Genomic DNA, 23,836 nt, shown 5'->3' with positions numbered 1-23,836 from the left:
AGTAAATAGCAAAAACAAGAAATACAGAAAGGAAAAAGCCCCTTTTCCTTTGAGAGAACCGGGGCTAGTTGGCGCGTCAGAGCCTGTGTGGAGATCATCGAGAAATGAACACATTTCCGACTTGCCGTTGCATTCTTACTGTAAAAATGGATAGCAGGTGAGAGATGAGAGAGCTAAACACTCAATAGTAAGTATGCTTGCCAGTTTCCCTTGCTGCATGGCTCACGTCTGAACACGAGCAGCGAGTTCAACCAATAACTATTGCAATAGTGACATCGCAGAGTTAGGCAACTGTTTCGCTTGAGCAAGTATCGAAGTACCTGCTTGTTGCAGAATTTGTGATTTGGTCATTTGCGTCGTCTCTTTCGCAAAGTCCGTATCTTTGATTCGGCTGTTTGAAGCGTCTACGTTCTCTTGTACGTTTGCCAAGTTATTAATACTGTGGCTTAGACGGTTCTGCTTTGCACCCAAATCAGCACGCTGTGAATCTACGTATTTCATTGCAGAATCAATCACGCTAATAGCATTCTGTGATCCTGCTACGCTCATCAAACTAATATCTTGAACCGATGTTGCGCGGCCTTCACTCTTAATACCTAGCTCAGACGCTAGACCACCAGAGATAGACATTGGGCCGTCAAGGTCAGGTTCAGCAACGAACAGTTGAATGCGACCATCATCAGTAACCGATGCGTTCACAAGATCAGACTGACCATTAATGTAAGTCGCAAGCTCTTCGATATCATCGCCCGCTTTGGTATTGATATCTAAAACGATGTCTTCACCCGCTTTGGTTTTGAATTCGAACTTAAGATCGCTCGCTGTTGGCGGCACTTCCCAGTTCTTATCTTTCGCGTTTTCTGAATCGAACGTAGTACCACCCATACGGTAGTCATCTGCACGGATACTTGTCAGAGCCATGATCATTGCTTCACCAGAGTTAGAACCGATCTGGAATGAAGCTTCACCGAATGAACCGTTCAGTAGACGACGACCACCAAACGATGTGGTTTCCGCAATACGGTTAAGCTCATCTTGAAGTGCCATTGACTCTTCGTTCAGTGCAGTACGCTCTGCCGGCGAGTTAGTGCCGTTTGATGATTGAATCGCTAGATCACGCATACGTTGTAGTACGTTAGTCGATTCGTTCATCGCGCCTTCTGCTGTTTGAGCAATCGAAATACCGTCGTTGGCATTACGCATTGCCACATCAAGACCACGAGACTGAGCGGTTAGACGGTTCGAGATTTGCAGACCTGCCGCATCATCTTTCGCGCTGTTGATCTTGTGACCAGATGACAAACGCTCCATAGAAGTCGCTAAGTCATTAGATGCTTTATTCAGGTAACGCTGTGCTGTCATAGCAGATACGTTAGTGCTTACATTGATAGCCATTTTGCTCTCCTTATGAGTTCGCAAAGTTTCTGCGAAGCGGCCAGCTTTACTCTCATATGGATAAGCACTGACCGTGTATTACTCGATAAACCCTATACAAGGTTTAAGATCTGTATTAATCATTTATAACCAACACAGATACAAGTTGTATGCCAAGTTTAATATCATATAAATAATTTTTTAATTATCTAAAAATCAGAAGCTTACAAACAACACTGCGCAATTATGATTTTCTACTATTAGAAGATGAAAAACATTCACCTTCCTTATTGCCGTTTTTTGCCGCTATTCTAGAAACATCATGCTTCGTACAAAAAAGCGGCAAACTGTGGCGTCATTCGCACGTATGGCATAGCACATACGGCAAGGAATCAACGCCATGGTGATCGACAAGCCACCACTAAATACCGATTGATCATTAAATATAGTTAAACAAGGTCAGGTCTTTGGTTTTACCAAACGCTTGTTGAGAAGCTTGCAATGCTCGAGAGTTTTCATTGAACTCAATGATCGCTTTCGAGTAATCCAAGTCTTCAAAGTTGCTTTTCGCTTTGGCTAAAGACAACTTAAAATCTTCATGTTGCTGCTCTTGAATATCCAGCGTACTTAAACGCGCACCGACATCGGTTCTAGCCTTCGTTAGATGAATAAACGCAGCATGAAATTCTTCGGTCACTTGGTGCAATTTCGCTGTTGCTGATGCATCCGATACCGGGTTTTCAGCCTGCTCAGCCGCCTCTTTGAACGTATCAAAGATAGAGAAAGTCTCTCGCGGTTCTAAGGTGATCGAATCACCTTTAGTGATTTGGCCTTTGATTTGGATATTCAGACCTTCATAGACAATGCCAGTCGAAGGATCAAAGTCTTCCGCCGCAACCACTGCGCCATCTTTTTCAAGCTGATAAGCGAAATTGCCCGTCTGCATGTCGACAAACGTCACTTTATAAGTAGACCCATCTTCATCGCTGTTGGTCGCACGCCCGAGCAATAACTCAGACGCAGGTTCAAGCTCGTACTGAGGTTCGTAGTCACCGAACGGGTTGTCTATTTCCATAAACATCTTGCTGCCCGGATCATTCATTGCCATTTCAAAGCTGCTTGCCACACGCATCTTGCGTTGGTAGTCATCACCTTGATATGTCACATTCCCTTCGTTATCTCGAAAGAAAGGCTGATTTTTCGGCTTAGTGCCTGCAAACGTGTAGTTACCCGACTCATCTTGAGAGTTGGCTAAATGCAGGAAGTTATTCGCCAGTTCTTGAATTTCACGCTTCTTAGCTAAACGGTCTTCCGGAGAAAGCGCACCGTTGATCATTTCCATCACGGTTCGTTTTGCTTCATCAGCAAAGCCTTCAGTGTTAGAAACCAATACTTCATGATGCTCAAGACGGTTTCTGACTAGAGTAATCGCATCGACATACTGTTTAAGCTGTTCTGACTGCTGACCAATGTTCTGTAAATAGTGCGTCGCTAATGGGTCATCACTTGGCGACTGTAACTTCTTACCCGAAGCAAGTTGTGCTTGGTTGTGATGCACCTTGTTCTCTTGACGGCGCAAGTCGTTTTGTACTGACTGATAATTATGGAAGCTAGAGATACGATTCAACATTTATACCTTCCTATCTCAGAGCCAAAATAGTGTTAAACGTATCGTTGGCTGCTTGCATGATACGTGAAGAAGCCATATACGCTTGCTGAAATTTCATCATGTTTGCCGCTTCTTCATCGAGGTTTACTCCCGAGATAGAAGCAATACGTTCTTGAGCCGACTGTTTTTCTAATGTCGCAATATCACTCAGGCGATTTGCCGTTGAAGACTTCAAGCCCGTATTAGTATTCAAGTTGTGGTAAAGGTCTAAAATCGTAGACTCACCATCATTCAACAGCTTTCCTGTTTGAAGATCTTGTAGCTTACGCAGGTTACCGTTGTCACCTTCTGATGGGACAAGGTTTGCCGTAAACTTATCATTTGCCACCGCACCGGGTGTGAGCTCAAACGTTGTACCGTTGATGGTCACTGGCCCTTGTGGCGGATACGGTTGCGGCTGCATTAAAATGTTGCCCTTCGGATCCGTCACAGCAAACTGCTCACCTTTTGGTGAGACAATCACTTCAAACTCACGTAGTTGACCAGCTTCTAGAATTTTGAAACCAGCAGTACCCTTAGCAAACGTGGTCGATGCCTCATAACTTTGCGCAGCAATGTCTTTTGGGTCTTTGGTTTCCATCTGTATTTGAGCAGCAAAATTGCGCGTTGGACGCAGTAACAGTTTCTCTCCTAGTTCAGGAGGATTACGTACTTCCACTCGCATGCCATCAAGATAAAAAGCACTACCGCTAGAGTCGGTCGCCATCTTAACGGTCTCACCGTTCGGCTTAGTCACGACATAGTCACTGCCATCGTATTTCAGGCCATACTCACCGCCTTTTAAGGCAGAAGTATCATCAATGTATACCGCAACATCGGCTTTCGATTGCCCGCTAGCCGTGACACGAGATTTTGCCACCAGCTCTGAGTTCACGTCGGTAAACAAGTCCTTACCTACGTTGCCGTTAAGATCCAAACCTTGTTCTTGAAGACTATTGACCTCATATGAAAACGCGGTCGCTAAACGACCAAGCTCATCCATGATTGCCGGGACATGTTCGTCACGCATGTCTAGCATGGCGCCGATTTTTCCGTCGATATCACTGCTGGTGATCGGTTTTAAAGACTTACCTTCAACAATTGCTAGGCGACGCTGATGCGCATCGGGTAAGCCATCAACCATCTTCAGCTGACTCGCTTCACTACCAGAGACCAAGGTATGGCCATTACCAATATGGACATTAAACCCTTCGGCATTTGAGCGTGGTGTCACCGTAACTTTGGTGTAACCAGAAAGCTCATTAATCAACTTTTCATGCTGATCTCGTAGGTCATTATGAGGCCCAGGAGTTCGCATCATTAAACGCTGAACATCACGGATCTCGTACGCAAGTTGGTTAACTCGCTCGATACCCATATCTAATTTTTTATTCGTAGAATCAGACTGTTGACGAACTGTTTCATGAAATTCATTCAAGGTTTTAGTTACAAGCCCTGCTTTCTCTAACACGACCTTACGCGCACCCACATCATTTGGGGTATCGGCGAGAGTCTTAACGGAATCAAACCATTCGTTGAGGTTTTCTGGAATCTTCTTTGAAGCGACCGACGACAACATGCTCGACAGCATATCGAGGTTGGCTTCGGTATCGCCTTTGTTGGCGGCATTGGTTGTCGATAAGTTAAGTTCTTTGACGGCAAACTGATCCCAAGAGCGGCGAACATTTTCCACATGTACCCCCATACCGTAGGATTGCCCACCGTACTGGCGCGGGTCATTCACACCTTGAATCACAGACTGGCGGCTATAGCCCTCTGTGTTAGCGTTAGAAATGTTATGACCAGTGGTGTTGAGCTGTCTCTGAGCCGTAAGAACACTTTGTGCCCCTACATTCAGAAGATCCGACGCCATAATGCCCCCAAAAAACTTAACAAAACCAGAATGAACTGATTAACTACAACCGTATATTACTAAGATAATTGCAATATATGTGCCAACAAAAACAATAGAAAATTAAAAGACGATAATTTATTGAAGTGTAAGGAGATAACTATGGATTACGCGTAAGAACTGAAGGGACGGAGAAGAAAAGAGCCTGCCAGTAGCAAGCTCTCTATGTTGATTTATGACGCTAGTTCATCTCATCAATCTTGGCTTTAACTCGTAAAACCTTGTCTGCATAGTTAGGGTCAGTTGCGTAACCAGCCTGATGAATACCTTTGATGAAATTCTCTGAATTGCCTTGATGCTGTAGCGCCGTTTCGTATCTTGGATTTTCGTTCAAGAACTTCACGTAATCATTAAAGCTATCTTCGAAATTAGAGTAAGAACGGAAGGAAGCTGACTCTTTAACGGCGGTTTTGCCATGGAACTCAAGAGTTTGAGTCGCGACCTTATCGCCCTTCCAACTTCTATCTGCTTTGATGTTAAATAAGTTATTGCTGTTGCCCAAAGAGTTCTTAACCATTTTAGAACCCCAACCCGTTTCAAGGGCAGCTTGTGCCAATAGAAGAGACGAGTCCACACCAAGCGCACTTGCCGCTTTTTCCGCGTAAGGCTTCATTGAGGTCACAAACGATTCTGGAGAATCAAAGGATACTGGCTGTTTTGCTGCTTGCGCAGGTTGAACGTCTGACGCTCGCTCTTCCGAACGGCCTGAATATTGCGGTCTTTGCAATGAAGCATCAAAGCCTTCACTGCGAACCTTCTCTTCAGACGTATCGCTTGCTTGGCCAGCGCTTAGTTGAGCCACGATCATATCTGCAAGACCTAATGAACCTGAAGCGCTTAACTCACTCGCCATTTGGTCATCTTGCATCTGACGATAGAACTGCTCGTTCTGGCTGTTCAACATATCCGACTTAAAGCTCGAGTTAGCATCGCGCATTGACTTAAACAACATCGAGGTGAAAATCGATTCAAACTGTTTTGCCGCCGCGGTTAATGCTTCTTTCTCGCTACCTTCTTCACCGTTTACCGCTTGTTGACGAAGGCGGTCTAGGCTACCGATGTCGTGAATAAAGCCGATGTCATTGTTATTCTTAATCATGCTTTATTCCTTAGATAATGATCAATTGGCCTTCAATCGCACCCGCTTGTTTCAGTGCTTGAAGGATTGCCATTAAATCCGAAGGTGCAGCGCCCACTTCATTGACTGCGCGTACCAAATCGTCCAGCGTTAGGCCAGGTTCAAATTTGAACATCTTACCATCGCCTTCCGTGATTTCGATATCAGAATCAGGGACCACTACCGTTTGGCCGCCAGAGAATGCATTCGGTTGGCTTACGTTTAGATTTTCTTTAATTGCAACCGTCATACCACCGTGGGTGACCGCCGCCGCTTTTAGGCGAACGTGCTTACCAACCACAATCGTACCTGTACGAGAGTTGACGATGATTTTTGCAGAGCCTTCAGCAGGGTCGAACTCGATGTTTTCGATAGCCGACAAGAATGCTACACGCTGGCTGATTTCACGCGGTGCACGAACTTTTACTGAAGTTGCGTCTACCGCTGAAGCCATTTGTGGGCCTAGGAAATTATTAACCGCATCAGCCATACGCTGAGCCGTTGTGAAATCTGATTGGATTAGGTTGAAGGTGATGTAGTCACCACGACCGAATGGCGTTGGGATCTCTTGTTCAACCGTCGCACCGCTAGAGATGATACCAACGTTAGGGTTGTTACCGACAATCTTAGAACCGTCGTTACCTTGTGCACTAAAGCCACTTACCACCAAGTTACCCTGCGCGACCGCATACACTTGACCGTCTAGACCTTTCAAGAAGGTCTGTAGCAAGGTACCACCACGAAGGCTTTTTGCTGAACCGATAGAAGAAACGGTTACGTCAACTTCTTGCCCTTGCTTAGAGAATGCTGGCAGTTCAGCAGTCACAATAACAGCCGCGACGTTTTTGGTTTTTGGCTTAGTGCCGGGCGGCAATTGGATGCCAAAATTTTGCAGCATTGCGTTAAATGTTTGATCGGTAAAGGGAGTTGTCTCACCAGTACCCGGCAAGCCCGTGACCAAACCATAACCGACAAGTTGGTTACTACGAACACCCGCCACTTTTGCCACGTCTTTGATTCGCGCAGCATGGGCACTGGTGGCAAGAAATAGCATGCCGAATAGTACGAGTGTCAGTTTTTTCATTGAGTAACCTGTCTGTATTGCTTTAATTTATAATAGCTTAGCTAAATGTGGCTGAGTGATAGAGGCTGTCAGTATGTCGTCGTCCTATCAAGCTCTACAGAGATACATTAAAGAATCGTGCCAAGAATCCAGGCTCTTGCATATCTTTCTGTACGCCAGTCCCTGAGTACTGAATTCGTGCGTTAGAAACACGGTTTGAAGCAATGGTATTTTCAAAATCAATATCGTCTGGACGGATGGTACCGCTTAGGCGGATGTACTCATCGCCGGTGTTCAGTGTCATCCACTTCTCACCACGAACCACTAGGTTGCCATTAGCTAATACTTCGATGACTTCAACGGTAATGTAGCCGCTGATGCTGTTACTTTGGTTGGCTGACGCATCACCAGCAAAAGTATTGGTGTTACTCAGATCATAAGAGAAGTTGTACTTGTCGATCGTCAGATCTTGACCACCAACAGCCAGCGGCTCCATTGATGCATCATTCGACTTAGACATGTCTGCGTTGGCTTTTTTGGTCGCTCGAGTATTCTCATCTAGCGCTACAGTGATGATGTCACCAATACCACGAGGCTTTGAGTCGTCATACATGCTGCCAATGTGGTTCACATTAAACAGTGAGCCCGTTGCCGCTGCATAATGCTCTGGCTTCTGCTTGGGGTTGATTGGCGCCCATGCAGGGTCACCAGCAATTGGATCGGTTCGCCCACGAAGCGTGTCGATAATTCCTGAACTTTCTTCTGCCGACTTATCGCCTTCAACCGCATCAACCACTGTGGTCGCGTTCTCTTGTGCTGGCGTCTCAATTGGATCCAGTACTGTACAACCAGTCATCGAAGCTAACAGGGCTAAACAAAAAATACGTTTCATGGCGATATACTCTCAGCAGGCAGTGGTAAATGGGTCAATTAGCAAAAACAGATAGATTAATTAAAAAAGTAAACGGCGAATAAACCAATTACAGCTGTTGGTTAACAAAGCTCATCATCTTGTCTACTGACGAGATAACTTTCGAATTCATTTCGTATACACGCTGAGCTTCAATCATGTTTACCAGCTCTTCGGTTACGTTTACGTTCGATGTTTCTAGCATCGATTGGCGGATGTTACCCAGGCCATCAAAACCCGGTACACCCTCTTGTGGGTCGCCACTCGCGCCAGTTGGCAAGTAAAGGTTTTGACCTACTGGCTCTAGACCACCTGGGTTTACAAAGTCAGTAATGGTAATTTGACCAACCACGACGTTGTTTTGCTCGCCACGTAGACGAACCGATACTTCACCGTCGTTACCAACCGTTACCGAGATCGCGTCTTCAGGAATCACAATTTCTGGTTGTAGAGGATAACCTTGGCCCGACGTTACGATCGCGCCTTCACCGTTCAGTGTGAACTGACCATTGCGGCTGTAACCTGTTTCACCGTCTGGCATTTCAACTTGGAAGAAACCGTCGCCTTCAATCATCATGTCTAGGCTGTTAGATGTCGTTTGTGCGTTACCGTGAGTGTGCACTTTTTGAGTCGCGACGACCTTAGAACCGGCACCCAGCATCAAACCACTTGGCAGCTCAGTATTCTGAGACGATTGACCACCCGGTTGATTAATATTCTGGTAGAATAGATCTTCAAATACCGCGCGGCTCTTTTTAAAACCAATGGTTGAGGCGTTGGCAAGGTTGTTCGAAATCGTTGAGATATTGGTTTGTTGGGCGTCTAAACCCGTTTTACTTACCCATAATGCTGGATGCATAGCAATGTCCTTTAAATTCTATTAGCTCATACGAAGCAGTGAATCAGACGACTTGTCCATTTCCTCTGCTGTGCTCATCATTTTGACCTGCATTTCAAACTGACGTTGTAAGTCAATTAGGCTGGTCATTTCACCTACGGCATTTACGTTACTGCCTTCGATAGCACCTTTTAGCAACGTTACCGCTGCATCTGCTTCGTATGCCTGATCTGGGTTTTTCGAACGGAATAGACCATTCGTGTCTTTAAACAAACTTTGGTTGTCTGGACGTACAAGCTTAATACGATCAACCACGGCCAATTCTTCAGCTGGAGCGCCTTGAGGAATCACCGAAATCGTACCGTCTGTACCAATTTCTACTTTGCTGATTGGGATTGGCAGCGTGATTGGTGCATCGTTTTCACCAAGCACTAAGTGACCGCTTGCGTTGGTTAGTAAACCGTTTTGGTCAACCCTTAGGTTACCGTTACGTGTTAAACCTTCACGGCCAGTATTGTCCATCACTGAAATCCAACCATCACCTTGAATGGTAACGTCTAGATCTCGGCCAGTAGTAACCACACTACCCTGAGCGAAATTATGACCCGGACGCTCTGTCATGCTGAAAACACGAGTAGGCATGCCTTCGCCATACGCTTGCATTGAACGTGCCTGTGCTAAATCAGCACGGAAACCCGTTGTACTTACGTTGGCAAGGTTGTTTGCACGTAGCTGCAAAGCTTGCATATTTTGCTTAGCGCCACTCATGGCAAGAAACAGTGCGCGATCCATAATTTTGCTCCAAAAATCATCTTCTGGGGCTAATAAAGCAAACACTGTGCCAATATTTTTAACTGTTATTTATCAATAATTTAAATAGAAAACGAACAAGAAGGGTGATCATCAAAGGATCATTGAGGAATAATTGTTGCCAGAGGCATTACCGGGCGGCAATAGGGGCGGCAAATAAGAAGACAAACAACAATACCCAATTCAATAACATTGAATTGGGTATTCGCAGATGATTCAAACGCTTTAAACGATTAACGAATCTGAAGAATATTCTGTTGTAGCTGGTTGTGTACTTCTAGAGAACGCGAGTTCGCTTGGAAGTTACGTTGAGCAGAAATCAAATCAACCAGTTCTTGAGTCATATCGATGTTCGACTGCTCTAGCGAGCCGTTGTTGATGCTACCAAATGAACCTTTGTTCGATTCACCCCAGATCTTGTCACCAGAGTCGTTGGTAGAATCCCATTGAGTACCGCCTTTCTTATCCAGACCTTGCTCATTTGGTACACGAACCAAGCCTACACGGCCAAGCATCACGTTTTCACCATTTGAATAAGTACCTAGAACACTGCCGTACTCATCGAAATCGATTTTTGTTAAGAAACCTGTTGTCGCGCCATCTTCATCAAACTTAGTCAATTCAAACGGAGCGGCAAACTGAGTTGAAGAATCTAAACCAAACTTAAGCACTTGAGTTGGATCAGCACCGTTCAAGTCAATAGGGTTCGCACCAGCACCCAGTGGTTCCGAGTTAATCGGCTGACCATTGTTTAGGCTTGCTAACGTACCGTCATTGTTGAACTTCATTGTGTGACCAACATGACCTTGTGCATTCGTCGCATCACCACCAGTAATGTTGACCGGCTTTTCACCGTTCTCATCTGACATGGTGTAGTACGTTTGCCAAGTGTTTGGTTGAGTCTGATCTTTAAGGTAGTAAGTCGTTAACTTGTAAGACTGACCCATAGAATCGTATACCGTCGAAGACGTTGCACGGTTATAAGTATCAGCATCTTTGAAATTAAATGCAGCCGGGTCTTTAAGATCACCGTTTGCAGGAAGGTTAACCCCTACTTCAATGTTTTCTGTCTGTTTTGGTTTACCAAACTCAGCAGGAATGTCGAGAGGCTTTGGCGCATAAGAAAGAACTTCCCCCGAGTTTGGATCAACATCGTAACCTAAAAGAAACTCATCATTAGCGGTAACCATGTAGTTGTCTTTGTTTAGGTGAAATGCACCATTACGCGTTAATTCGTTAATCTCTGGCACCATGCGGTCTTTCGATACTGCAAAGAAACCTGTACCACTTACACGTAAGTCCATTGGGTTGTTCGTATAAATACTTGAACCTTCGTGGAACTGTTGCGCCACTTGGCTAGCTTGCGCACCGCCACCTGCCGTCGTTTTTGCGTTAGTAAACAACGAGCTTGAGTAAACATCACCAAACTCGGCACGAGACTCTTTAAAGCCAAATGTGTTCGCGTTCGCAATGTTGTTACTGGTTGTATTCAGGTCTAATTGTGCAGCGGATAGGCCGCTTAAAGCTACATATGACATTCCATTATTCTCCTAATCTATCTAGCTAGCATAGTCACTCAATAAAGAGCTACGCTTTACCAACTTCTAGTACTTCAGCAAGTCGTACTGGCGATGTGAAACCAGCCAGATTGAGTAGTACGTTGCCATCGCCCTTACCAAGAAGCACACTGTTCACGTTCGCATAACTGGAAACTTGGAACTCTGTGTTCTCGCCATCCAGCAAACCCGACGCTTTCACGTTGTATTTACCGGCCGGCAATGGGTTACCGTCTTCGTCTTTTCCGTCCCATTCAACACGTGTATCACCAGATGGTTTAGAGCCGATATCAAATGTGCGAACCAATTGGCCAACTTCGTTCTCAACACGGACCATTACATTGTCCATTGCCTGAGGAAGCTTAACCATTGCCGCCATACCGCCATCACCGGGTTTTACACCTGCCGCACCAGGAACCAATACATCACGCCCAACTAAAGAGGAGGCCTGAAGAGCTTGGTTAGAGGTCATTGATGAATTCAAGCTTTCAAACTGTGTATTCATTTTGCCAATGCCATCTACGGTCGCAAATGAAGCCATTTGCGCAATCATCTGGTCATTGCTAACCGGCTTGAAAGGGTCTTGTTGTGCTAGTTGCTTAGTCAACAAAGATAAGAAGTCTTCTTGTTTAAGATCCTGCTTACCTGTTGTTTCGTCGGGCTTTTTAGCGCCATCTTGAAGACTCTTCAGCTGGTCAACATAGGACAAGCCGCTTTGACCAACATTGTTGTTGATTCCAGCCATGTGCTACCTCCTTATCCTTATTGACCCATCTGCAGCGTACGCAGCAGCATTTGTTTACTCGAGTCAGCAACCTGTACGTTTGTTTGGTACGCACGTGATGCCGAAATCATGTTTGCCATTTCTTCCATAACGTTGACATTAGGCTTGTAGATATAGCCTTCGTTGTTCGCTAATGGGTGATCCGGGTTGTACTCCGCGCTTAGCGGCTTATCGCTTTCCACAATACCTAATACTTTCACAGGCACAGTGTGACCACTGTTGCGTGCTTTATTTAACTCAGCGCCGAACACTGCGTGACGAGCCTTGTAAGTTTCTTCAGCAGAACTACTTACACTGTCCGCGTTCGCAAGGTTGCTCGAGGTCGTATTTAGACGAACAGATTCAGCACTCATCGCAGAACCAGTCACATTGAATACATTGAATAAACTCATCTAATTATTCCCCTTTAATCGCTTTAGTTAAATTCTTGAACTTACTTCCTAAGAAGTCGAGAGAGGCTTGATGCCTAATTTGGTTTTGCATGAAAAGGTTTCTTTCCAAATCCAAATCAACCGTGTTGCCATCTCCTGTATCAGGTTGGGTAGGAATGCGATACTTCGTTTCCCCGTTCACCGTTGTTGAGGCAGAAATGTGCCGACCATCTGTACGGCTAAGACCAATGCTTGCCCCAGAACTTGCCGCTTGCAGTGATTTCTTAAAGTCTAATCCCTTTGCTTTATACCCAGGCGTGTTTGCTTGCGCGATATTGGTGGAAAGCACCTCAGCGTTACGCTCACGTACACCAACTGTGTGCTGGTGAATGCCCAAAGCATTGTCAAAAGAAATAGCCATGTAAACCTCAACTCAAGAACTGACTGTTATGAAATAACCAAAGCAATATATATACCAACTTTTGAAACAAGGCGGTCTATCAATGCTTTTACAGGTTACTCGTGGGTAAACTTGCAATAAACAAGCCAAAAAATAGAGTAAATTGGAATGTCACTCTGACTTAAAGATATAGCTTAAGCAGGAAAAAGAAAACCCAGCACTTGGCTGGGTTTTAAATTTAGACGGTAACCTTACACCTAATATCGGTGCCGCTCGTTACTTTAATTTGTAGATGATGCCTGGATTACAGCGAACCATTTCAAAACGATCGGTTAAGCCTGTTAACGATTCAGACGCGCCCAATAGTAAGTACCCACCAGGGTTCAGGCTATTTGCCATCTGGTTAAGTACCTTTGACTTCATATCAGGCGAGAAGTAAATCAGCACGTTACGACAGAAAATAATGTCGAACTTGCCTAACAATGCATAGCTGTCCATCAGGTTCTGAGGGCGGAAGTTCACCATGCGCTTGACGTTATCTTTCACTTTCATACGGCCATCGCCCGCATCTTCAAAGAAAGTACGACGGCGCTCTGGAGAAAGTCCACGTCCCAATGCAAGGTTGTCGTAAGCGCCAGTGCGGCACATATCCAACATACTTGCTGAGATGTCAGTTGCGGTAATCGATACATTTGGCAGCATACCTGGCTTACGAGCTTGAGTTTCAAGAATCGTCATTGCCATTGAGTATGCTTCTTGGCCTGAAGAGCTTGCCGCAGACCAAATCTTAATAGGACGTTTATTTGCCGCTATTTCCGGTAGAAGCTTATCCGCAAGCACAGCAAACGGGTAAGTATCACGGAACCAAAGTGTCTCGTTCGTCGTCATGGCATCGACAGCAGCCACACGCAGCTCACGGTTTCGACCTGTTACTACATCTCTCAACAAATCAGACAAAGAAGCTAACTTAAACTTCGTTACTAATGGGCTTAGACGACTGCGCACTAAATACTGCTTGCTGTCACCTAATACAATGCCACATTGAGATTCTAAGAAACGGCTGAAATCGCGATACTCTTGATCACTTATTGTTATAGCAGTCATTAATGTCTCTTTTAGTTAGTTAACGCAGCTTTTACAGCTGCACCAAGCTCATCTGGGTTGAATTTAGCGATGAAGGAGTTAGCTCCAACACGCTCAACCATGGCTTGGTTAAATACACCACTCAACGATGAGTGTAAAATTACGTATAAATCTTTAAGTTCGGCGTGACGACGAATCTCAGCAGTCAGCGTGTATCCATCCATTTCTGGCATTTCGATATCAGAAATCACCAATGAAATCTGATCGTAAATACTGCCTTCTGATGACATCTGCATCAGCTTCTCATAGGCTTCTTTACCATCCTTCACCGAGATAACTTCAAAACCAATCGACTCAATAGCACGCTGAACCTGCTTACGAGCAACGGTCGAGTCATCAGCAATCAAGATGCGGCGAACCAGTTCTTTCTCTTGTTCTACTTTCGCAATATCTTCAGCAATCTTGCTGTCCATTGTTTCATCAACAGGAGAAATTTCTGCAAGGATCTTCTCAACATCAAGAATTTCTACCAATTCATTATCAATGTTGGTTACCGCTGTCAGGTAGTTAGCTCTACCTGCGCCATCTGGCGGCGGAAGAATCGATTCCCAGTGCATGTTAATAATGCGCTCAACTGAACTTACCAAGAAACCTTGAATGGTTCGGTTAAACTCAGAGATAACCACAAAACACTTTTCAATATCCGTTGTAGGACGGCCACCAATCGCTAAGCTCAAGTCGATCACAGAGATCGTTTGGCCACGAATGTGTGCTACACCTTTAACCAGTGGGTTCAAGTTTGGCATCTTTGTCAGCTTAGGACATTGCAGCACTTCTTTTACTTTAAAGACATTAATGCCGTAACGCTGACGCCCCATTAGGCGAAAGGTTAGTAATTCTAATCGGTTTTGACCGACGAGTTGCGTACGCTGATTCACCGAATCAAGAATACCCGTCATGAGCTCATCTCCATATCAAACTTTTTTGTATAAAAAGTGTTAGTCTACTGCAGGCTACGAACCACCAGAGAAACAGAATGACGTATTATAAAGCAAATTTGCCACCTCTTTCCATAGCAATGTGTAGAGCTACTTTTAAAACTGTCGCTAAGTTTATCGGCATTTTATCAATATTGTTTAGTTTTTTTGTACAAGCTGCGACCCCAGAACAAATTGAGATGATTCAGTCTGCAGCGGAGCAACATATCCTTGATACAGTTGAGCAGCCACAAGGTGGCGAACTCTTTGTTAATTCAGCAAATGTTGACTCAAGAATCAAAGCGACAGACTGCCCAGTGCCTTTAGAGACCAGCGCTTCAACGACCACCAATACCCGCAGCAGTATTACGGTTTTAGTGCAATGTGTTCCTGATGAGTGGCGAGTTTATGTACCGGTGCGCCTTTCGATGTCGGTGCCTCTTGTCACCACCACTCGCTCACTCGCGAGAGGCGAAATCGTCGGTCAATACGATGTTACCACCGCTATGATTTCTCTTAACAAGTTTCGTCGCCAAGGTTTCACAGCTCCACATCAGGTCATCGGCGCTAAGGTAAAAAAGAACCTAAGACCGGGCGATGTTGTAGAAAGAGGTGATATCTGTGTCGTGTGCCGAAACGAGAACGTTATCATACAGGCAGTAAAAGGTGGCATGACCATTACCACCAAAGGAACTGCGCTTACCGATGGCTCTATGGGTGATCAAGTAAGAGTGAAAAATGATAAATCACAGCGTATAATTGAAGGGATTGTTACCAGCATGTCTGAAGTCACGGTTTACTTTTAACTCTTTACTTCTAAATTGACGGTATCGTTAGCGATTTCACCCTCAACTCTAACGCCAAATATAACGGCTGCGGTGTTTTGTCCCTTTTCGACTATTGAGCTAAAAATTGCTAAAGTATTCGAACCCTTGGTCGATATTGACTGTACAGGTTCCCATTTTTGAAGAAAAAGGCTTAACTATGGCAGGCATTGATAATATTCGTTCAGGGCAAACCCTAACGACCACTAACCGATCAGCAGTACGCTCTGATTCTAGTTCTGAGGCATCACGCTCTGATGTATCAACTAAATCACCAGCAAGCAAAGATGCGGTTTCACTGAGCCAACAAGGCAAAGCGATTGGTCAGCTCCACCAAGATATGGCAGCACAGCCAAGCTTTGATTCTGTGAAAGTAGCAGCGATCAAAGAAGCAATTGCGAATGGTTCATACACTGTCGATCCAGAGAAACTGGCTGACAACATGATCAAGTTCGAAGATGAATTAAAAGGCCTTTAAGCCAACACTCACTTTTGATTGAAGTTATTGTCTTAAAGTACACGAGGTTATGAATAGGTTTACGTTATGGCGGCACTAGCAGATTTAGTTAATTTTCAACTTCAAAATGCCAAAGCCTTATCTGAATTACTAAGTTCAGAGAAAACCGCTATTACGAGCCGACAATCAAACGATATTGAGCGAATCGCCAAAGAAAAAGTGGTCCTAGTTGAACAACTAAGATCAACCGATCAGCGAATCGCAGCCCATACCAATATCTCAGAACTGACCGAGAACCCTGAACTTGCTCAGTTAGTCACTAAGATCCAGTCCATAGTGCACGATTGCCAGCAAGCGAACCTTGTGAATGGCGAAGCCTTAAATCGAGCGCACCTTAGCTTCAAAAAACTCAGCAATATGATGCAGCAAAGTCACGGAAAAATTGGCATGACCTACAATGCCGGTGGTCAAACGCATACTATCTCTACGCTGGGAACCAACGTAAAAGCCTAGTTAAGTTAACTCTTCCTCTTCAGTAATACCCCTTGTTAACCGTTTATCTGTATCTCAGACTATTCCTGTCGTTATCTTTTATTAAAACACCTAATCAGCCTTTGAACGCCCTGACAAAATCGATAAACAAAAAAGCGGCAAGTATTTTCATACTTGCCGCTTTTACATTCATATTAGTTATTGGTTGCCGATACGCCATCTGGAAAACGAAAGCAGCCAATATAACTGGATAGTCCTATCGCTAGACGCCCCTTGGGCTAGAACAGCGTTTGTTGTCTCTTTTCAGGTACAGGTTGAACTTCACCGTAATTACGTAGCTGTTCCATCTTACGGATATCAAGCTGAAGCTCAGTAACATAGCTATCGCCCACAGGGTAGCTGCGTACCACTTCTGCACCGCGGATTACGCCATCAACCGCACCAGAAGTACGTTCCGTACCAAGGCGTTGATCTTCCAACTCTGCCCGACCACTCACTCGCATACCGTAAACTTGTTCTGCAAGTTCACGATAGGCGTCGATCTTAGAAGCTCTCATCGCACGGATACGTCTTTCTTCATCGTTACGTCCTTTCTGCTCACTGATACTCGCGTAGCCAACGGCAACTAAGTAGTCGTCTGGCCTCATGTTTTGCAGTGGCTGACAGCCAACAAGCAGTAAAGCGGCAACAACAAATATTAACTTCTTCATCTCGAACTCCTAAGGGCGAAGAATAACAGTATAAGGCTGGCTGATCGTTGGGTCAGAACGAATGATAACGCCATCTTGAGTTCGAATACTGTTTAGAGTATCTAGGTCACGACCAATACGGTCTGCAGGCAAGAAGCCTTGTGCCGTCGCCACGACAATGCGAGTTTGCATGCCAACAACACGAGCATTGACTAACACACCACCTTCTTGGCGAAGCATAGTGCCTGTCAGTACGTACTGTACGTCTTGTTCTTGAGCTAAGTCTTTCCAATCGCGGCTTAACGCAAAGTCACCTTGATGAGTCACTTGAATAGAACCTGTTGTTTTGAAATCAACAACCTTGAAGCCACGACGCTGAAACTGATGAATGAAACCTTCTGATACCGAGTTTCCTAGCCAGTTCGTTGTGTCCATGTGTTGCAGGTCAACAAACGACGTAATCGCTATCGGAGTTCTTGCTGAGATACTCGTATTCGAAATGATCAGATCTTCGGTCATACTTTCCACGAAGAAATCCATGGTATGACGAGGGCTATCCATCAACATAAACTGACTGCCTGAATATTCAGACTTGCCGTTATAGATTGGCGAATAAGCGCATGAGGTCAACAACATGACACTCATTACTACGAGCCATTTTTTCATTCTCTTATCTCCAGATAGGTTTAGTGCTCCCTGTTCCAATATGTTCTCACCATTATTCTTTTCAATGGATTACAATGTTGGAACAGTCTTTGCTTTTCATTAATGGTTCAGATTAAGAAAAACGCACTTAAGTCAGCTTCAAGCTTATAGTTATTTGTTAAGCAATATTTATACCCAACTGGTAACGAATAGATGAAAAAAATAATTTCTTACTTATTTTCAATAAGTTCACTGATAACCATAAGCTTCAGTGCTCATGCCTCTTGGTATGAAGTTACCGGTACAGCAGCCATCGTATCGTCAGAGAGCGCCGCAAGGGTCCATGCTTTGGAAGACGCGGTATATAAAGCGATCCAGTTCTCAGGAGCCGACATTGGTAGCATTGCTAACCTCACGCCGTACCTCGACGCAAACAAGAAAGAGTTTCAATTTACCAATCATGAAGTGCGCTACATCTTGGTAGAAAAAGAGAAAAAACGCAGTGGCAATATAATGATCACCGCAAGGATCGATATCTATCCTTCGGCAAATGCTTGCCATGAGAGCCAATACAAGAAGACATTTTTGGTCGGCAACATTGATGTGACCTCCCCTCAGCAAGCAGTGATGGGCAGAATCTATAACATTGGTGATGATTTTGGCCATGTCGTGGATCGACAGCTGGCGCAAGAATCTCGCAGCTTTGTTTCCGTTGGCACGACCAATTACGATATCGACAAGCGTCGACCAGAGGTGATCAAGATGATCGCCCAAGACACTGGCGCGCAGTACATCATTGGTGGTGACATTACAGATTTAACCGCGACCATCGAATCCAAGCTTTTGAAAGATGACATCATCAATCGTCAGTTTGCGTTAGAGATGCAAGTCTTCGATGGCAAAACAGGACATCAGGTTTACAACCGCAGCTATCGTGAAGTGGCAAAGTGGCCATTTGCTAAGACCAGTGAAGTGGACACCCGCAGTGCTCGTTTCTGGGCATCAACCTACGGCAGTATGATGCTGCGTGTTAGCCGCAATATTATGTTGGACTTGGAATCTGAAGTGTCATGTAAAATCACGCTTCCAGAGGTGGCAGCGGTATTTGGTAACACTGTGACCATTGATTTAGGTCGAATGCATGGTGTTCAACAAGGTGACAAGCTGCAACTGTGGCACACAGGTTCGTTTATCGACCAACGCGGCTTGCCACGTAATAAGGTATCTCAAAGCGATATCACACTGACGGTTTCTCGCGTTTATGAAAACGAAGCAGAACTGACGATCGACCAACCAAGCCTTGCAGGAAGCATTCAAATTGGTGATGTGATGCAGAAAATCATGTAGTTAGCGACACGCCCGTCTCATAGTTTCTAATAAAGCCTTAGCATTTTTGTTAAGGCTTTATTTTTTTCATGGGTATTAGTTTCGGTTTTGCAGTATTTGGCGTAATCTTATTAATAACATAATCATCACTTAGCAAACTATGAGTCAGAATAATCTAATTGGTGCTACCGGTTACCGCTTTATCTCGAAAGGTAAAACCGCTTTTAAGATCCACATTCATACTCCCGAAGATACGGTGTTGCATCGGTCGGTCGGTTTTGTTCGTATGGGTGAAGACAAAGCACTGAAGAAAACCATTAAATTAAGAGATGAACTGGGCAGACAGCTATGGGGCAAATTTTGGCCCAAAGTCCTCAAAGAGCCCTACCTGATGACGCGCCTGCCTCATAGTTTAGAACCCAAAATTGTATTCAAGCCAAATCCAACTCAGAGTGATCCTGAGCACCGCGACGAGTGCTACATCGCTAAGTGGCGTGTATTCTCAGAAAACGGCGACTACAAATACAAAACTAAGGTGTGCTCCATTAGAAAGCACGGCAGACTTGCCGCTTATAGCCAAACCAAAAGGGCGCTATTGGATGCCCACAAAGATGTGATTGATCTGCTGATCTTTATGGGTCGACTAAACAGTATCGATCTGAAGTAATCATACTCTCAACAGCGCTAAAATAATCGGAACAACTAGCCAGCTTAGAAGAACGATAAACCTGATGTTCTATCGCTATTAACTATTAGAAGATCTATCGATCATTATCAGCATCGAACAATATCGTATAAGTAGAGTGACTGATCGCCCCCCTCCCCCTGAATGTTAAACGATGCAATAGAGTTGCTATATTTGATGGATCAAGGCCTTCAAACTAGAGTTTAGGCTGACCAAAAGATCAGGCAATATCCTCGTATTCGATCCCTCTGCCGCTAAACCCCACTATGCTACTCATTATAAAGTCACTGAGCACTCCAGCCAAGAATGCCATAAAGGTTGCCCTAGCATTTTGTTTAGCTATCTACCTTGCGTTGTATTTTAACCTTGAGAAGCCTTACTGGGCGGCTATCGTGGTCAATATATTGGCCATCACTGATACTATTACTGCTGGCAAGAAAAAAGGCATTCTCAGATTGTTGGGGACGCTTTGTGGCGCGTTTGTCGGGCTTTGGTTAATCGCTGTTTTTGGGCAAGATCGATATTATTTTTTAGCAAACATCGCACTGTTACTCGCAATTTGTATATACATGGGTTCCGATCCGGTCATCGGCTATGCTTACATTACGGCATTTATTGTCTGCATCCTGCTGGCGATATCTGGCAGCTTTGATGGTGTAGCTACATTTAATATTGCGGTACTAAGGCTGCAAGAAACCCTGCTTGGCTTCGTGGTCTATACGACCATCTATAGCGTGGTTTGGCCTGAGGATGATGACACACGCTTTAACAACGAAGTCAGTGTTGTTTTAGAGGCGATGCCTCCCCTCATTCATTCACTCGCTTACAATGACTCAGCGCAGCGTTTCCAGTTACACACGAGCTGCGAGTTAAATATTGAAAGCCCGACCTTCAAAGCGCTGAACGATCTGATGCGCCTGCCCGATTTGCATGGCCGTATGCCTGCCAGAAAGCAGTGGAAGCATCAACAGCAAACTCAAGCAATCTGGGTTGCCAAACAGTTACTGCAAAACGCCCATGATCAAGGGGTTGATCACAATGATTTTTCGATACTTAACCAGGCTATGGCTTTTATTGAAGCATCATCGGTTAATGTCGATTACAAGCCCCCTTTTCCAGAGACAGTCAAACAATTCTACCAGGGTAACTTTAAGAAAAAGCGCTTATTTGCCCGATTACTTGACAACAGCCAGCAACGATTAAGCAATACGTTAGTCGGCACAATGAGCTTCATCTCAGCAATTCTAGTCTGGATATATCTACCAATATCATCGGGAAGTCTGTTCATCATTAACAGTGCCATTTGCGCCTTGATATTAAGCAACATGCCTAGGCAAATGATAAAGCACTGGACCATTGGCTACTTAGCCTTTGGGTCACTGTTCCTCATTCAGTATGTTCTGCTGTTACCTTCGATGACCGAAGTATGGCAATTAATGGCATTTTACTTTGTTAATGTCTTTACGGTGTATCGCCTGTTCGCTGGTAATCAGTGGATGGTCTATCGAGTTCTCGGGGGCAACCTATTAGTAATGATTACCATGAGCGCAACGCAACTTGTGCCTGTTTATGACGTCACTACCCCTTTGAACCTACTCATTTATATGATGGTTGCACTGGCTTTCATCCGCTTTTACACCCGCTTAATACACCGTAAAAGTTAACCACTATAACCTCACACAAAGACCACTAAGGCATAAAGTAATGAAAATGAGTAAATGCTCTGCGCTTGTCGTTATCGACCTGCAACAAGGTATCGTTGATCAATTACCGGAAACCGTGTCCCGACCGATCATAGAGAACAGCCTTGCTCTCTGCGATGCATTTGATGATGCTGATTTACCCGTAATTATTGTTAATGTAGCCGGTCGTCCACAAGGCCGAACGGAACTGCAAAATAAAGCGGCTCAGCCTGACGCATCAAAGATCGTATGGGGAGAGGTCATCGAAAGCCTGCGCCTAAACCCTAATTATCGCTATCTAACCAAATATTCCTGGGGTGCATTTACCAACACAGATTTGCAGAAGCAGCTTTGTGAGCAAGGTATTACGGATATTTATCTGACCGGGGTAGCAACAAGTATTGGGGTCGAATCAACGGCTAGACAAGCATTTGAACTGGGTTATAACGTGGTGATTGTCGAAGATGCGATTGCAGATATGAACCCGATGAACCACCAGCACAGCTGCCAAAATATATTCCCAAAACTCAGTGTTTTAGCAAAAGCTCAAGACTTGCTATAACTGTCTCGTCCTAAAATACGTTGACCGTATTTTCATTAAACAATAAAAAGCCGACAGCGAATTAAGCTGTCGGCTGATGATCGTTCTATCTCAAGTACATTCTATCTCAAACAAGAGAAATAGGATTAAGCGTTAGCTTCACGCTCAGCAATGAACTCAAGAGCCATCTTGATGCGAGCGATTACGCGCTCTTTACCAACAAGCTCCATCACTGCATCAACAGAAGGAGACTGACCGCCGCCTGTTACTGCTACGCGAAGTGGCATACCGATTTTACCCATGCCGATCTCTAGCTCTTCACATACTGCTGCAATCACACCATCTTTGATGTTTGCAGTAGTGAAATCTTCAAGCGCTTCAACCTTAGCAAGAGCAAGCTCTAGTGGGCCTTTAGCAACACCACGTAGGTGCTTCTTCGCTGCACCAGCTTCAAACTCAGAGAAATCTTCGTAGAAGTAACGAGATTGCTCAGCAAGTTCGATAAGCGTGTTACAACGCTCGCCAACTAGCTTTATCACTTCAGTGATAGCTGGGCCATTTGTTGTATCGATCTTCTGTGCGTCTAGGTGCCATTGCAGGTATTTAGCAACGTACTCAGGCTCAGAAGTCTTGATGTAGTGGTTGTTCAACCAAAGTAGCTTATCAGTGTTGAATGCAGAAGCAGACTTGCTGATAGCCTTCAGGCTGAAGAATTCAATCATCTCTTCTTGAGAGAAGATCTCTTGGTCACCGTGAGACCAGCCTAAACGAACTAGGTAGTTGTTTAGTGCATTTGGTAGGTAACCTTCGTCGCGGTATTGCATTACAGAAACAGCACCGTGACGCTTAGAAAGTTTCGCACCGTCATCACCAAGAATCATTGCACAGTGAGCGAAAGTTGGAACTGGCGCGCCTAGTGCTTCATAGATGTTGATTTGACGAGGTGTGTTGTTGATGTGGTCTTCACCACGAACAACGTGTGTAATACCCATATCCCAGTCATCCACTACAACTACGAAGTTGTATGTTGGTGCACCGTCTGTACGACGAATGATTAGGTCATCAAGTTGGCTGTTCGCGATTTCAATGCGACCACGGATTTGGTCATCAAATACTACGCTGCCTTCTTTAGGGTTACGGAAACGGATAACGCATGCATCACCTTCTTTTGCTGCTTCGTTTGCTGCAACAATTTTAGGGTGGTTAGCATCGTAGCGAGCCATTTCTTTGTTTTCTTCTTGCTCTGCACGAATTTCATCAAGCAGCTCTTTAGACGCGTAGCATTTGAATGCTTTGTCTTCAGCAAGTAGCTTATCAACCATTTCGTTGTAACGGTCAAAACGCTTAGATTGGTAGTAAGGACCTTCATCCCATTCCATACCCATCCATTGCATGCCTTCTAGAATTGCATCAACCGCTTCTTGAGAGTTACGCTCAAGGTCTGTGTCTTCGATACGTAGAACGAATTCACCGCCTTGGTTTTTAGCGAATAGCCAAGAGTAAAGTGCAGTACGTGCACCACCAACGTGAAGATAGCCAGTTGGGCTAGGAGCAAAACGAGTTTTAACCGTCATTTAAATACCTTGATTATGTAGGTGATTCTTTTAGTGCTCGCCATTACAAAGCCTGTAACAGAAAAATATCACTAAATT

General features: G+C 44.7%; 24 protein-coding genes. 7 read left to right on the top strand and 17 right to left on the bottom strand.

The features are described from left to right. Nucleotides 1-258 precede the first annotated feature (258 nt). The 14 genes from AB4371_RS06440 to AB4371_RS06375 all read right to left on the bottom strand — a co-directional run bounded on the left by AB4371_RS06440 (nucleotide 259) and on the right by AB4371_RS06375 (nucleotide 14,825). On the bottom strand, nucleotides 259-1,395 hold the full coding sequence (locus AB4371_RS06440; protein ID WP_017069005.1) for a flagellin: 1,137 nt from the start codon (nucleotides 1,393-1,395) through the stop codon (nucleotides 259-261). 418 nt (nucleotides 1,396-1,813) lie between these two features. Continuing rightward, nucleotides 1,814-3,004: a flagellar hook-associated protein FlgL gene (flgL, locus tag AB4371_RS06435; protein ID WP_017064129.1), complete on the bottom strand. Its 1,191-nt coding sequence runs from the start codon at nucleotides 3,002-3,004 to the stop codon at nucleotides 1,814-1,816. Between the two features lie 10 nt (nucleotides 3,005-3,014). After that, the gene (gene flgK, locus AB4371_RS06430) at nucleotides 3,015-4,895 is read right to left on the bottom strand and encodes a flagellar hook-associated protein FlgK (RefSeq protein WP_372149284.1); all 1,881 of its coding nucleotides are present in this window, start codon (nucleotides 4,893-4,895) and stop codon (nucleotides 3,015-3,017) included. A gap of 220 nt (nucleotides 4,896-5,115) precedes the next feature. After that, nucleotides 5,116-6,033 (bottom strand): flagellar assembly peptidoglycan hydrolase FlgJ, encoded by a 918-nt coding sequence (flgJ, locus tag AB4371_RS06425; RefSeq protein ID WP_017064131.1) that lies wholly within the window; start codon nucleotides 6,031-6,033, stop codon nucleotides 5,116-5,118. A 10-nt stretch (nucleotides 6,034-6,043) separates the two neighbouring features. Continuing rightward, a complete protein-coding gene (locus AB4371_RS06420) occupies nucleotides 6,044-7,135 on the bottom strand; it encodes a flagellar basal body P-ring protein FlgI (RefSeq protein ID WP_017062257.1) in 1,092 nt (363 codons plus the stop codon). 94 nt (nucleotides 7,136-7,229) lie between these two features. Further along, nucleotides 7,230-8,006, bottom strand: coding sequence for a flagellar basal body L-ring protein FlgH (gene flgH, locus AB4371_RS06415; protein WP_017071817.1), 777 nt, complete (start codon nucleotides 8,004-8,006; stop codon nucleotides 7,230-7,232). An 88-nt stretch (nucleotides 8,007-8,094) separates the two neighbouring features. Next, nucleotides 8,095-8,883, bottom strand: coding sequence for a flagellar basal-body rod protein FlgG (gene flgG, locus AB4371_RS06410; protein WP_017062259.1), 789 nt, complete (start codon nucleotides 8,881-8,883; stop codon nucleotides 8,095-8,097). A 21-nt stretch (nucleotides 8,884-8,904) separates the two neighbouring features. Beyond that, nucleotides 8,905-9,654 (bottom strand): flagellar basal-body rod protein FlgF, encoded by a 750-nt coding sequence (gene flgF, locus AB4371_RS06405; RefSeq protein WP_017056855.1) that lies wholly within the window; start codon nucleotides 9,652-9,654, stop codon nucleotides 8,905-8,907. Between the two features lie 251 nt (nucleotides 9,655-9,905). Beyond that, the gene (flgE, locus tag AB4371_RS06400; protein ID WP_017062260.1) at nucleotides 9,906-11,210 is read right to left on the bottom strand and encodes a flagellar hook protein FlgE; all 1,305 of its coding nucleotides are present in this window, start codon (nucleotides 11,208-11,210) and stop codon (nucleotides 9,906-9,908) included. A 49-nt stretch (nucleotides 11,211-11,259) separates the two neighbouring features. Then, nucleotides 11,260-11,973 carry a flagellar hook assembly protein FlgD gene (gene flgD, locus AB4371_RS06395; RefSeq protein WP_010439286.1) on the bottom strand — a complete coding sequence of 238 codons (714 nt, stop codon included), beginning with the start codon at nucleotides 11,971-11,973 and terminating at the stop codon, nucleotides 11,260-11,262. A gap of 17 nt (nucleotides 11,974-11,990) precedes the next feature. Continuing rightward, a complete protein-coding gene (gene flgC / locus AB4371_RS06390; RefSeq protein ID WP_004736176.1) occupies nucleotides 11,991-12,404 on the bottom strand; it encodes a flagellar basal body rod protein FlgC in 414 nt (137 codons plus the stop codon). Nucleotides 12,405-12,408: 4 nt separating this feature from the next. Continuing rightward, nucleotides 12,409-12,804 (bottom strand): flagellar basal body rod protein FlgB, encoded by a 396-nt coding sequence (flgB, locus tag AB4371_RS06385; RefSeq protein WP_004736175.1) that lies wholly within the window; start codon nucleotides 12,802-12,804, stop codon nucleotides 12,409-12,411. A 255-nt stretch (nucleotides 12,805-13,059) separates the two neighbouring features. Next, nucleotides 13,060-13,887 carry a protein-glutamate O-methyltransferase gene (locus AB4371_RS06380; RefSeq protein ID WP_004736174.1) on the bottom strand — a complete coding sequence of 276 codons (828 nt, stop codon included), beginning with the start codon at nucleotides 13,885-13,887 and terminating at the stop codon, nucleotides 13,060-13,062. 11 nt (nucleotides 13,888-13,898) lie between these two features. Then, nucleotides 13,899-14,825 carry a chemotaxis protein CheV gene (locus AB4371_RS06375; RefSeq protein ID WP_017062261.1) on the bottom strand — a complete coding sequence of 309 codons (927 nt, stop codon included), beginning with the start codon at nucleotides 14,823-14,825 and terminating at the stop codon, nucleotides 13,899-13,901. A 77-nt stretch (nucleotides 14,826-14,902) separates the two neighbouring features. On the opposite strand from AB4371_RS06375, the gene flgA reads away from it, so the two are divergent. The 3 genes from flgA (at nucleotide 14,903) to AB4371_RS06360 (ending at nucleotide 16,637) form a co-directional block, all read left to right on the top strand. After that, nucleotides 14,903-15,649, top strand: a complete 747-nt coding sequence (gene flgA / locus AB4371_RS06370) for a flagellar basal body P-ring formation chaperone FlgA (protein WP_372149282.1) — start codon at nucleotides 14,903-14,905, stop codon at nucleotides 15,647-15,649. Nucleotides 15,650-15,827: 178 nt separating this feature from the next. After that, nucleotides 15,828-16,145, top strand: a complete 318-nt coding sequence (gene flgM / locus AB4371_RS06365; protein WP_017062263.1) for a flagellar biosynthesis anti-sigma factor FlgM — start codon at nucleotides 15,828-15,830, stop codon at nucleotides 16,143-16,145. A 66-nt stretch (nucleotides 16,146-16,211) separates the two neighbouring features. Next, entirely contained in the window at nucleotides 16,212-16,637 is a 426-nt protein-coding gene (locus AB4371_RS06360; protein ID WP_017064136.1) for a flagella synthesis protein FlgN, read from the top strand. A 257-nt stretch (nucleotides 16,638-16,894) separates the two neighbouring features. Here the strand turns inward: AB4371_RS06360 and flgP are convergent, their stop codons facing one another. Both flgP and AB4371_RS06350 read right to left on the bottom strand, forming a co-directional pair. Then, nucleotides 16,895-17,326: a flagellar assembly lipoprotein FlgP gene (flgP, locus tag AB4371_RS06355; RefSeq protein WP_017062265.1), complete on the bottom strand. Its 432-nt coding sequence runs from the start codon at nucleotides 17,324-17,326 to the stop codon at nucleotides 16,895-16,897. A 9-nt stretch (nucleotides 17,327-17,335) separates the two neighbouring features. Next, nucleotides 17,336-17,971 carry a FlgO family outer membrane protein gene (locus tag AB4371_RS06350; RefSeq protein WP_017064137.1) on the bottom strand — a complete coding sequence of 212 codons (636 nt, stop codon included), beginning with the start codon at nucleotides 17,969-17,971 and terminating at the stop codon, nucleotides 17,336-17,338. 192 nt (nucleotides 17,972-18,163) lie between these two features. On the opposite strand from AB4371_RS06350, the gene AB4371_RS06345 reads away from it, so the two are divergent. From AB4371_RS06345 to AB4371_RS06330, 4 genes are all read left to right on the top strand, one after another. After that, nucleotides 18,164-19,297 carry a flagellar assembly protein FlgT gene (locus AB4371_RS06345; RefSeq protein ID WP_048615749.1) on the top strand — a complete coding sequence of 378 codons (1,134 nt, stop codon included), beginning with the start codon at nucleotides 18,164-18,166 and terminating at the stop codon, nucleotides 19,295-19,297. A gap of 139 nt (nucleotides 19,298-19,436) precedes the next feature. After that, nucleotides 19,437-19,943: a hypothetical protein gene (locus tag AB4371_RS06340; RefSeq protein WP_017062268.1), complete on the top strand. Its 507-nt coding sequence runs from the start codon at nucleotides 19,437-19,439 to the stop codon at nucleotides 19,941-19,943. A 284-nt stretch (nucleotides 19,944-20,227) separates the two neighbouring features. Beyond that, nucleotides 20,228-21,625 carry an FUSC family protein gene (locus AB4371_RS06335; RefSeq protein WP_372149280.1) on the top strand — a complete coding sequence of 466 codons (1,398 nt, stop codon included), beginning with the start codon at nucleotides 20,228-20,230 and terminating at the stop codon, nucleotides 21,623-21,625. A 46-nt stretch (nucleotides 21,626-21,671) separates the two neighbouring features. Beyond that, nucleotides 21,672-22,205: an isochorismatase family cysteine hydrolase gene (locus AB4371_RS06330; protein ID WP_240698162.1), complete on the top strand. Its 534-nt coding sequence runs from the start codon at nucleotides 21,672-21,674 to the stop codon at nucleotides 22,203-22,205. A 125-nt stretch (nucleotides 22,206-22,330) separates the two neighbouring features. On the opposite strand, the gene gltX is transcribed toward AB4371_RS06330, so the two are convergent. Next, on the bottom strand, nucleotides 22,331-23,758 hold the full coding sequence (gene gltX, locus AB4371_RS06325; RefSeq protein WP_017064147.1) for a glutamate--tRNA ligase: 1,428 nt from the start codon (nucleotides 23,756-23,758) through the stop codon (nucleotides 22,331-22,333). Nucleotides 23,759-23,836 lie beyond the last annotated feature (78 nt).

This window comes from Vibrio sp. 10N.261.51.A3, from assembly GCF_041471965.1.
GTDB lineage: Bacteria > Pseudomonadota > Gammaproteobacteria > Enterobacterales > Vibrionaceae > Vibrio > Vibrio crassostreae_C.
The sequence above is the reverse complement of the archived record's forward strand: the minus strand, read 5'-3'. Positions and strand labels throughout refer to the sequence as shown.

Excerpts from the sequence above, each read along its gene's own strand:
- AB4371_RS06420 (WP_017062257.1), bottom strand. The coding sequence starts at position 7,135 with ATGAAAAAACTGACACTCGTACTATTCGGCATGCTATTTCTTGCCACC.
- AB4371_RS06350 (WP_017064137.1), bottom strand. The coding sequence starts at position 17,971 with ATGAAAAAATGGCTCGTAGTAATGAGTGTCATGTTGTTGACCTCATGC.
- flgP (WP_017062265.1), bottom strand. The coding sequence starts at position 17,326 with ATGAAGAAGTTAATATTTGTTGTTGCCGCTTTACTGCTTGTTGGCTGT.
- AB4371_RS06440 (WP_017069005.1), bottom strand. The coding sequence starts at position 1,395 with ATGGCTATCAATGTAAGCACTAACGTATCTGCTATGACAGCACAGCGT.
- flgH (WP_017071817.1), bottom strand. The coding sequence starts at position 8,006 with ATGAAACGTATTTTTTGTTTAGCCCTGTTAGCTTCGATGACTGGTTGT.
- flgL (WP_017064129.1), bottom strand. The coding sequence starts at position 3,004 with ATGTTGAATCGTATCTCTAGCTTCCATAATTATCAGTCAGTACAAAAC.
- flgF (WP_017056855.1), bottom strand. The coding sequence starts at position 9,654 with ATGGATCGCGCACTGTTTCTTGCCATGAGTGGCGCTAAGCAAAATATG.
- gltX (WP_017064147.1), bottom strand. The coding sequence starts at position 23,758 with ATGACGGTTAAAACTCGTTTTGCTCCTAGCCCAACTGGCTATCTTCAC.
- AB4371_RS06345 (WP_048615749.1), top strand. The coding sequence starts at position 18,164 with ATGAAAAAAATAATTTCTTACTTATTTTCAATAAGTTCACTGATAACC.
- flgJ (WP_017064131.1), bottom strand. The coding sequence starts at position 6,033 with ATGATTAAGAATAACAATGACATCGGCTTTATTCACGACATCGGTAGC.
- AB4371_RS06375 (WP_017062261.1), bottom strand. The coding sequence starts at position 14,825 with ATGACGGGTATTCTTGATTCGGTGAATCAGCGTACGCAACTCGTCGGT.
- AB4371_RS06360 (WP_017064136.1), top strand. The coding sequence starts at position 16,212 with ATGGCGGCACTAGCAGATTTAGTTAATTTTCAACTTCAAAATGCCAAA.
- flgK (WP_372149284.1), bottom strand. The coding sequence starts at position 4,895 with ATGGCGTCGGATCTTCTGAATGTAGGGGCACAAAGTGTTCTTACGGCT.
- flgG (WP_017062259.1), bottom strand. The coding sequence starts at position 8,883 with ATGCATCCAGCATTATGGGTAAGTAAAACGGGTTTAGACGCCCAACAA.
- flgD (WP_010439286.1), bottom strand. The coding sequence starts at position 11,973 with ATGGCTGGAATCAACAACAATGTTGGTCAAAGCGGCTTGTCCTATGTT.
- AB4371_RS06380 (WP_004736174.1), bottom strand. The coding sequence starts at position 13,887 with ATGACTGCTATAACAATAAGTGATCAAGAGTATCGCGATTTCAGCCGT.
- flgM (WP_017062263.1), top strand. The coding sequence starts at position 15,828 with ATGGCAGGCATTGATAATATTCGTTCAGGGCAAACCCTAACGACCACT.
- AB4371_RS06335 (WP_372149280.1), top strand. The coding sequence starts at position 20,228 with ATGCTACTCATTATAAAGTCACTGAGCACTCCAGCCAAGAATGCCATA.
- flgB (WP_004736175.1), bottom strand. The coding sequence starts at position 12,804 with ATGGCTATTTCTTTTGACAATGCTTTGGGCATTCACCAGCACACAGTT.
- flgE (WP_017062260.1), bottom strand. The coding sequence starts at position 11,210 with ATGTCATATGTAGCTTTAAGCGGCCTATCCGCTGCACAATTAGACCTG.
- AB4371_RS06330 (WP_240698162.1), top strand. The coding sequence starts at position 21,672 with ATGAGTAAATGCTCTGCGCTTGTCGTTATCGACCTGCAACAAGGTATC.
- flgA (WP_372149282.1), top strand. The coding sequence starts at position 14,903 with ATGACGTATTATAAAGCAAATTTGCCACCTCTTTCCATAGCAATGTGT.
- AB4371_RS06340 (WP_017062268.1), top strand. The coding sequence starts at position 19,437 with ATGAGTCAGAATAATCTAATTGGTGCTACCGGTTACCGCTTTATCTCG.
- flgC (WP_004736176.1), bottom strand. The coding sequence starts at position 12,404 with ATGAGTTTATTCAATGTATTCAATGTGACTGGTTCTGCGATGAGTGCT.